Annotated in this window: 10 protein-coding genes; 3 read left to right on the top strand and 7 right to left on the bottom strand. The window is 46.1% G+C overall.

Annotated elements, in window-relative coordinates; genetic code table 11:
• The 3 genes from B2U10_RS11030 to B2U10_RS11020 all read right to left on the bottom strand — a co-directional run.
• The coding region (locus B2U10_RS11030) for an SH3 domain-containing protein (RefSeq protein ID WP_290787645.1) at positions 1 to 794 on the bottom strand (794 nt) is incomplete at its 3' end.
• Positions 795 to 1098: 304 nt separating this feature from the next.
• Entirely contained in the window at positions 1099 to 1518 is a 420-nt protein-coding gene (locus B2U10_RS11025) for a hypothetical protein (protein ID WP_035408690.1), read from the bottom strand.
• Positions 1519 to 1591: 73 nt separating this feature from the next.
• Positions 1592 to 1786 (bottom strand): aspartyl-phosphate phosphatase Spo0E family protein, encoded by a 195-nt coding sequence (locus B2U10_RS11020; protein WP_023467779.1) that lies wholly within the window; start codon positions 1784 to 1786, stop codon positions 1592 to 1594.
• A 220-nt stretch (positions 1787 to 2006) separates the two neighbouring features.
• Here B2U10_RS11020 and B2U10_RS11015 point away from each other — a divergent pair, with 220 nt between their 5' ends.
• Positions 2007 to 2705, top strand: a complete 699-nt coding sequence (locus B2U10_RS11015; RefSeq protein ID WP_035408688.1) for a cytochrome c biogenesis CcdA family protein — start codon at positions 2007 to 2009, stop codon at positions 2703 to 2705.
• Between the two features lie 16 nt (positions 2706 to 2721).
• Positions 2722 to 3201, top strand: coding sequence for a CcdC family protein (locus B2U10_RS11010; RefSeq protein WP_035408686.1), 480 nt, complete (start codon positions 2722 to 2724; stop codon positions 3199 to 3201).
• 42 nt (positions 3202 to 3243) lie between these two features.
• On the opposite strand, the gene B2U10_RS11005 is transcribed toward B2U10_RS11010, so the two are convergent.
• On the bottom strand, positions 3244 to 3669 hold the full coding sequence (locus B2U10_RS11005; protein WP_035408684.1) for a DUF2621 family protein: 426 nt from the start codon (positions 3667 to 3669) through the stop codon (positions 3244 to 3246).
• Between the two features lie 91 nt (positions 3670 to 3760).
• Here B2U10_RS11005 and B2U10_RS11000 point away from each other — a divergent pair, with 91 nt between their 5' ends.
• The gene (locus B2U10_RS11000) at positions 3761 to 4084 is read left to right on the top strand and encodes a hypothetical protein (protein WP_023467783.1); all 324 of its coding nucleotides are present in this window, start codon (positions 3761 to 3763) and stop codon (positions 4082 to 4084) included.
• A 43-nt stretch (positions 4085 to 4127) separates the two neighbouring features.
• Here the strand turns inward: B2U10_RS11000 and B2U10_RS10995 are convergent, their stop codons facing one another.
• From B2U10_RS10995 to B2U10_RS10985, 3 genes are all read right to left on the bottom strand, one after another.
• Positions 4128 to 5432 (bottom strand): LD-carboxypeptidase, encoded by a 1305-nt coding sequence (locus B2U10_RS10995; protein ID WP_290787642.1) that lies wholly within the window; start codon positions 5430 to 5432, stop codon positions 4128 to 4130.
• Between the two features lie 26 nt (positions 5433 to 5458).
• On the bottom strand, positions 5459 to 6472 hold the full coding sequence (locus tag B2U10_RS10990; protein WP_056060561.1) for a hypothetical protein: 1014 nt from the start codon (positions 6470 to 6472) through the stop codon (positions 5459 to 5461).
• A 91-nt stretch (positions 6473 to 6563) separates the two neighbouring features.
• Positions 6564 to 7004, bottom strand: coding sequence for an RrF2 family transcriptional regulator (locus B2U10_RS10985; RefSeq protein WP_056060564.1), 441 nt, complete (start codon positions 7002 to 7004; stop codon positions 6564 to 6566).
• Positions 7005 to 7141: the final 137 nt, after the last annotated feature.

The raw sequence follows: 7141 nt of genomic DNA, 5'->3' as shown, positions 1-7141 counted from the left end.
ACGATTGCTTCACCAATGCCTTCGATGTGCATACGTGTACCGATTGGATATTGCGAAGAAGCTGCTACGATACGCATACCATTGTACGTGATCGTATTTGTAACGTCATAACCGCTTGCTGTCAACGCACGACCATTGTAGAGTTGGCTACCATTGTTAGATGGGTCGTTCGTGTAAGCACTGACGTTCATCGTCACTTTTGTACCTGATTTTGCAGGTGTTGATTGTTTTGTTGCAGTTGCTGGTTGAGCTGCTGCTTTTGGTGCTGGCTTCGCAGCCGGTTGAGCCGCTGGCTTCGCAGCTGGTTGAGCTGCTGGTGCTTTCGCTACGCTACCGAGTGTTGTATATGCACTGTGTACATAGCGTGTTTTACCGTCGATTGTTGTTTTGATCCATGCACCGACTTTACCTTCTACGTTGACTTTTTCACCTTTGTAGAGGTTACCGACATCTTTCGAGCTTGTCGTTGGTTGTGTGCGGACATTTAATACTGCCGTAGTAACTGTAGCTTTTTTAAAGTCGAATGAGCCTGCTGCAGACGTATACGCGCCATGGACATAACGTTTTTGACCGTTAATGTGTGTTTGGATCCATGCGCCAGAACGTCCTTCGACATTTAATGTTTGACCTTTATATACATTGCCTACGTCTGCTGATGCAGTTGTAGGTGCTGTGCGTACGTTGAGTACTGGTGTATTTACTGTTACCGTTTCTGAGGCAGCCTCTGTCTCTTGGGCAAATCCTACTGATAGAGCTGTTGCTGCAAGACCGGCAGCGAAAACTGCTTTTTTCATTATTGATGTCCTCCTGACATATGCTGTGTTTACTGTTCCTACTTTACACGGCAAATCTGACTTGTGCGTTTACAGGTCAATGTCATTCGAGTTACAAACTGAGCTTGTATGACAAGAAGATTGCAAAAGAACGGTTTTTGTCATCGGTAGGACATACTAATTATGAAAAATAGACGTTTATAGGTCTTTTGACTTACTTTAGATGAAATATTCGAACAATTTAAAAGGAAAAAGACTTAAATATAGAAACTATGTCATCCTTTTATCGTCTAGTGATGAAAAAGTGAAATAGGTGATATGCAGATCAATACTTGACGATCGTCGTCACACCAAACGCTGTCAAATAGGAACGATGGTACAATTCCTGCATCCAATCGTTAGCGGAAAGCTGAAACGTGCCGTGAATCGTTTGGTATGTTCGTTGTTGAATATTGATGTCAATCGGCTCTACTAGTGGAGCGGACGGTAGATGGTCATGCATGCTGTCATTTTGATTTTCAATGTAGAGTAATTCGAGGACATCTCCTTCTTCCATATAACGCTCTAAGTAAATCATGAACTCCCATTGATCAGCACCATCAATCGTATAAAGGTAAGACATCGTGAATCGTCCTTGCTTCAAGGAGACATATTCAAGCGGTTCGACTTCATCTACGTATAATCGAGGAAGATCGTCAGGTACATAAAAGGGACGGGAACTAGCTAAGAACGTAAGAGCAGACATAAAGCACCTCCATCAGAAATAAGAAGTCATAAAAAAGTCAGCATTCGCACTCGAATGCTGACTGGATCGTGCATTAGGATAAGAGCGGTTCGTTTGAACCGTGAATGGTATAGTTTTGGACCGTCCGTGAATATTCTAAAAGTAGGACGTCGAGTTCATGGCTAAGTTGCAAAACACGCGGGGAGGTGAAGCTGGACTGGTCAGCTTGATGATATAATTCGCTACGTTTGGCTTCAATGGCTAACGTCAATAGTTGTTGTGTCGTCATAGCGGTCTCCCTTACATTGGTGTCGTATCCATATTCTAGCAAGTCCATTTACTGGGTGCAACGAGATTTCAGTAAAATTGACGAAATGTAATTTTTTTGTAATTTTGGCGGACACGAATCTTTTGCAACTTTCTGTGAGATAATAGGTGCTAAATGCAGAGGAGTTTGGCAAAATAGAGAAGGAACTTCTTCTATAGTAGTAAAGAAAGGGGATGCTCATATGGAGCTCTCATTGTGGTTAGCGTTCGGAGCCGGTTTGTTATCATTCGTCTCTCCGTGTACGTTGCCGCTGTATCCTGTATTTCTCTCCTATATTACAGGAGTGTCGGTCACGGATTTGAAGGAACGAGGGGTACGAGAAAGGCGATCCCTGTTTCACACGTTAGCTTTCCTCGTTGGATTTGCGATGGTCTTCGCTGTGCTCGGACTCTCGACATCCTTGTTCGCAGATGTCTTTATCACATATCGGGATACGTTACGGATGGTCGGGGCACTCGTCATCTTCGTGTTCGGTGTCGTTCTCGTCGGGTTATGGCAACCGACATTCTTGATGCGTGAAAAGAAACTGAATCTTGGGGAACGAAAAGGGGGATACGTCGGAACGGTACTCGTCGGAATCGGTTTTGCGGCTGGTTGGACACCATGTACAGGTCCGATTCTCGCAGGAGTCATCGGATTAGCTGCGACCAATCCGAGCCAAGGTATGTTCTACATGCTCGCGTACGTCCTTGGATTCTCGATTCCTTTCTTATTAATGGCATTTTTCGTAGGTCGTTCGCGTCTGTTCGTGCAGTATAGTCTGAAATTAACGAAATTCGGTGGAGCTTTGATGATGGTCTTCGGTGTCATGCTGTATTTTGACGGTCTCAGTAAATTCGCGGCATGGATGAGTGACATCGTCGGATTCACAGGATTTTAATCAAGGAAGTGATCGGATGATTTGGATATCAACTGGGGTAGCGCTCGTCATGGGTTTGCTGATCAGCTTTATTCGCGTGAAGGCATCAGCAAAACCGACGAACGCTAAAAAAATCTTGATCCCACCGTTTGCGATGTCAACGGGAATGCTACAGTTTCTATACCCAGCTTCCCGTCTGACATGGACGGAGGTAGCAGAAGCATTGCTCATTGGAGCCATCTTCAGTATCTTTTTGATCAAGACATCCAATTTTTATGAAGCGGAAGGGCAGATTTATCTGCAACGTTCGAAAGCGTTTTTCATCGTCTTATTCGGCATCTTATTCATTCGGACGATTGCGAAATTCTTTATCGGAGGGCAAATCGACATCTTCGAGACGGGTGGGATCTTTTATCTCGTCGCCTTCGGTATGATTGCCCCGTGGCGCTTCGCGATGTATCTCAAATACAAAAAGGTGAAATCAGGCACCGTGTCTGTAGCACATTTACCCCAATAAAAAACCGCTGAAGGTGACTTCGGCGGTTTTTTCGTGCATCCTTCAATTTTGGAAATATAATGCGTAGTCTCGCCAGTCGATGGCGTGCTCCGTCAAAGCTTTTTTCAAGAATTTATGATCGCGTTTCGGCGTCGCAGAAATATACCCTTTGACGACCAGTTCAGATGTCATCTCTGTCGCCCGTTCCTCGAGTGCGAACTGTCCGATCCGCCCGGCAATCTTGCGGCGTGCGACATCACGAAATGCCGATGGGACCGGCATGACGAGAGCGTTCAATAACTCCATTGTCTCATCCGTCCAAAGATGTCGTGTCTTGTCGATGTACTCATCTTCCCAGTCCATCATCGATTTACCGTCTTCTTTCGGCAACTTCTTAAGGAACTTCCGGAACATGAAAAACCCGCCGATTGCCATGAGTGTAATCATGATAAAGCCCCAGAGCAGAATCCCGTTCATGAACCATTCCATGCGCGACTCATCCCCCTTTCACATCAAATATAGATTAGCATAAATCAGGTGGACGTGCTATGATGAATGACGGAGAAAGTGAGGCGAAAAAATGCTGCAACCATACGTACAATTGGACGAGACCGGACAGCCCCGTAAAGGTGTCTTACCTGAAACAGCGGACGGTCGGATCGTTGAATTCTATTATGATACAAAGGGTGAGGAGATTACAGTCATCTTCGTCACCGTTCCGGCAGAAGATGCGAGCCGGAAGCGTGCGTTTACGGTCGGGAAAACGTTCAAGACGGTCTCGACACTCGAAGACTTCACATTACTTCACTATGAATGGGCAAATGACCAGATTTTTGCGACACTCGAGATGTTCGCGGATGGGTCGAAACGTCAAATCGACGCTTCGAGATTGCTCGACTATTAAAAAAGAAGGAGATGCGGATTGCCGCGTCTCCTTCTTTTGATATTTAAGAAATATGAAGTCGGATGACCTCGTCATGAAGGTCAACCTGTCCACCGATCGGGAACGTAAACAAAGGACTCGTATGTCCAAAATCGACATTCGCAAGGACCGGGATCTGTTTTAGTGATGGGTAAAGTGAAATCAAGTAGCGCAGATGTTCTTCCGTCATCTTCGTCGCGAGTTGGAACCGCCCAAAGACGAGCCCACGAATTGTCTCGGCGCCTGGTTGCGCCATCAAAGAGGCGAAATCACGGGCGAACGTCGCTGGGTGGACTTCGTAATCGTCTTCAAGGAACAAGATTGTATCCCGCAAATCAGGGAAATGCGACGTGCCTTGAAGGAGGTTCAAGGTGCAAAGATTTCCACCGATCAGACGACCGCTCGCTTGTCCCGGAGATAAGAGTATCGGTCCTTTGTTCGGTAACGTGATGACATGTCCGCGATCCGAATCCCGCCAATGAATCGACGGCTTGATTGTAACCGGGTCCGTTGCGAATAAGACTTGTTTGAAATAATCAATCGTATAGGCGTCACGATCACGGAAAGCCCGTAACATTGGTCCAGAGTATGTCACTAAACCTGTATTCGTCAAAATGGCGTGACTGAGCGCCGTGATATCAGAGAAGCCACAAAGAATCTTCGGATGTGTCCGAATCAGTTCATAATCGAGTAAATCGATGAGTTCATTCGTACTGAACCCACCGCGAACGCAAAGGATCGCATCGACGTTCGAATCAGCGAACGCGGCGTGGAGATCTGCAACGCGTAACTCGGGATCACTGGAGCCGAACGGATTGACAGCACGCGCATGTTGACTGATTGAGACGCGTAATCCGAATGATTCGAGTGTCTCGATTGCATCGTCAATGATCTTCAGCTCGACTGTCGAGAGGCTCGAAGCGGGGGCGACTAGGCGGATATGTGAACCATCTGTCAGCTTCTTCGGCGTTAAGGTCGGAAGATGAGCGGAAATGATTTCCAATCGGTTACCGAATGGGTCCGCTGTAAAGAAACGACGGCGCGGAGCAAGTCGTGTATCATGCTCAACGGGATAACCTGCGGCTTGCAAGCGATCACTCATTTCTTCAAATGTAGCGGCAGTCAATCCAGGATGCGCTTTTTTAGCAGGAGAGAATGGATCCTCGATGCCGAGGTGAAGCGCTGTACCGTGTTCTTTAAACCAGACACCACCACTTTTTTGAACACCAGCAGGTTTATCGACTTCCTTCATATGTAAAAGCCCGGCATAAAATGCACGGGCGCGATCTTCTTCGTTTTTCGGCATAGCGAGTTGGACATGATCTAACATGAAGACACTTCCTTTACGAATAAGATTTAAGCAACGAACTGGGTGATCCGTTTCAGTTCACGCTCGACAAGGTTCAAGTAGAAGACACCTTCGATCCGACGATCAAGAGATTGAGCGATCTCATATAGGTTCGTCCGGAGCGCTGCGAGATACGATGCTTCCTCACCAAGGGATTGTCGATGGGCAAATGCATAGTGAGCGAGTAGGAACTGGAGATATCCACGATCGGTTAAGAATGGAATCAATTGTTTTTTCTCTTCCATCAACCAGGTATAGTTTGTGTCGTAATACATCTTCGCATATAAATGATAGGGCTCATCGCCACCGGTAAAGAGTGTTTCGCCACGTTTGACTTCTTCAATCAATCGTTCGCTCCAATCAAAACGTTCTTTTTTGCGACTAAGGAATAAGGGCAGGATGTATGGATGAGCCTGATCTGGCATCCGTGAACAACCGCGTTCATGTCGTAGTGCCGCATAAAGAAGTAAGGCGCGATCTTCGAATCCACGTTCGATTGCATACGTCATCCGGCTGAAGGCTTCACAGGATGGGCAATCACTGAGTTCGTCGCTTGGCGCGTCGACCCATTCCGATAAATAGTGATCGGCTTGCTCCTCGTCACCGAGCTTACTGTAAACCATGAAGCTAATATAGTCGCGTGTGCGCGCGAATCCATGCGCGTCACAAAAATCGATGAAGCGGTCAAGATCTTCTTCAAGAAGCGATACCGTCACGTCTTCTTGTTCTGCCATATAGATCAAATAGGACTTATAGTTCCAGTACAAATCAAGTTCTTGTTTTGGAGTTAGTGTCATCTCATCTTTTCGGATCCATTCCATCAAGAGCGTGAAGGACACAAGAAACGATCGGAAGTGTCCTAAATCAAATTGATTTTGTGAAAATGTCCATAAGGAGAGGAAGCGGAGTGAATCATCAGCTGTTTCCTCAAAGATGGCCCATAAGGCCTCACCGCGTGCAACGGAGGGTTCTTCTTCCTTTAAGCGAAGATATAAAAGATGGAGTTCTTCTTGAGGGTTCATCTGTACCCCTCCTTTCTTATATAAGTATACCACGAGCGTTTTGAGAAATCGCAATTGAGCGAGGACGGAATAAAAAAGATTCCGAACCGGCTCAATCGCGGTTCGGAATCATTTCAAGTATTTGGGAATGAGTATTAGCTGTCGGATGTAGCAAATCATGTACTGTGTAACCATTGAGTACTTGATGGAACGCCGCAATGGCATCATCGAAAGCATCACGTGCTGGATTGAGCGAAGGAATCTCGTGAATGCCTTCTTGCGGATCGAGAAAATGAACGGTTGGTTCAAACAGTTGTACGACGTCACCGATATGAATTGCATCCGGAGGGCTCGCTAATCGAAAACCACCTCCACGACCACGGACAGATTCGATCAGACCACTCTGTCCTAAACGATAGACTACTTTCATCAAATGATTCTTAGAAATGTCGTAACAATCCGCTACTTCCTGGATTCGGACTAAACGATCGGGATGAGCTGCTGCGAACAGCAGGGACCGAATCGCGTAATCCGTATAACGTGTCATGCGCATTTTCATCACCTACTTAACACACATACTAGGGGGGGACGCAAGCTTTTACAAATCTCAATGTGCAAAAAATAAGATGCATTTTAGAGATTGTTTTTGAGAGTGGATTCACGCATAATGGATGGTGAAAGGTAGGTTAA

The organism is Exiguobacterium sp. UBA7533 (genome assembly GCF_002479335.1).
Taxonomy (GTDB): Bacteria; Bacillota; Bacilli; order Exiguobacteriales; family Exiguobacteriaceae; genus Exiguobacterium_A.
The sequence above is the reverse complement of the archived record's forward strand: the minus strand, read 5'-3'. Positions and strand labels throughout refer to the sequence as shown.